This is a genomic window from Monashia sp. HAY1-5C, assembly GCF_056755255.1.
Map to the genome: position 1 here is coordinate 1 of NZ_JBPGXG010000789.1, position 235 is coordinate 235.

The window sequence follows — 235 nt, forward strand, 5'->3', positions numbered from 1 at the left end:
GACCTCATCGCGCATGTTGTCGAGGATAAGATTATTACCGCTGACGGAGACCGACAGGACGGCGTGGTAGAAATGCCGCTGCTGGTCGAATAGGACGACCAGTGTCATTTGGTCGAGATCGACGCCAGCCTCATAGAGTGCGGCCATCTTCAAGATAGCGTAGTCCTCGCAGTCGCCCTGCTGATGCGACAGTGCTTCACTTGGTTTCGCCCAGTAATCTGCCACATGATAGGTG

1 protein-coding gene is annotated in these 235 nt (G+C 54.9%); it reads right to left on the bottom strand.

Annotation, left to right across the window (positions count from 1 at the left end):
• Window positions 1-235: transglutaminase-like cysteine peptidase (locus tag ACR9ZK_RS23560; RefSeq protein ID WP_481344331.1), on the bottom strand; the 235-nt coding region annotated here is incomplete at both ends.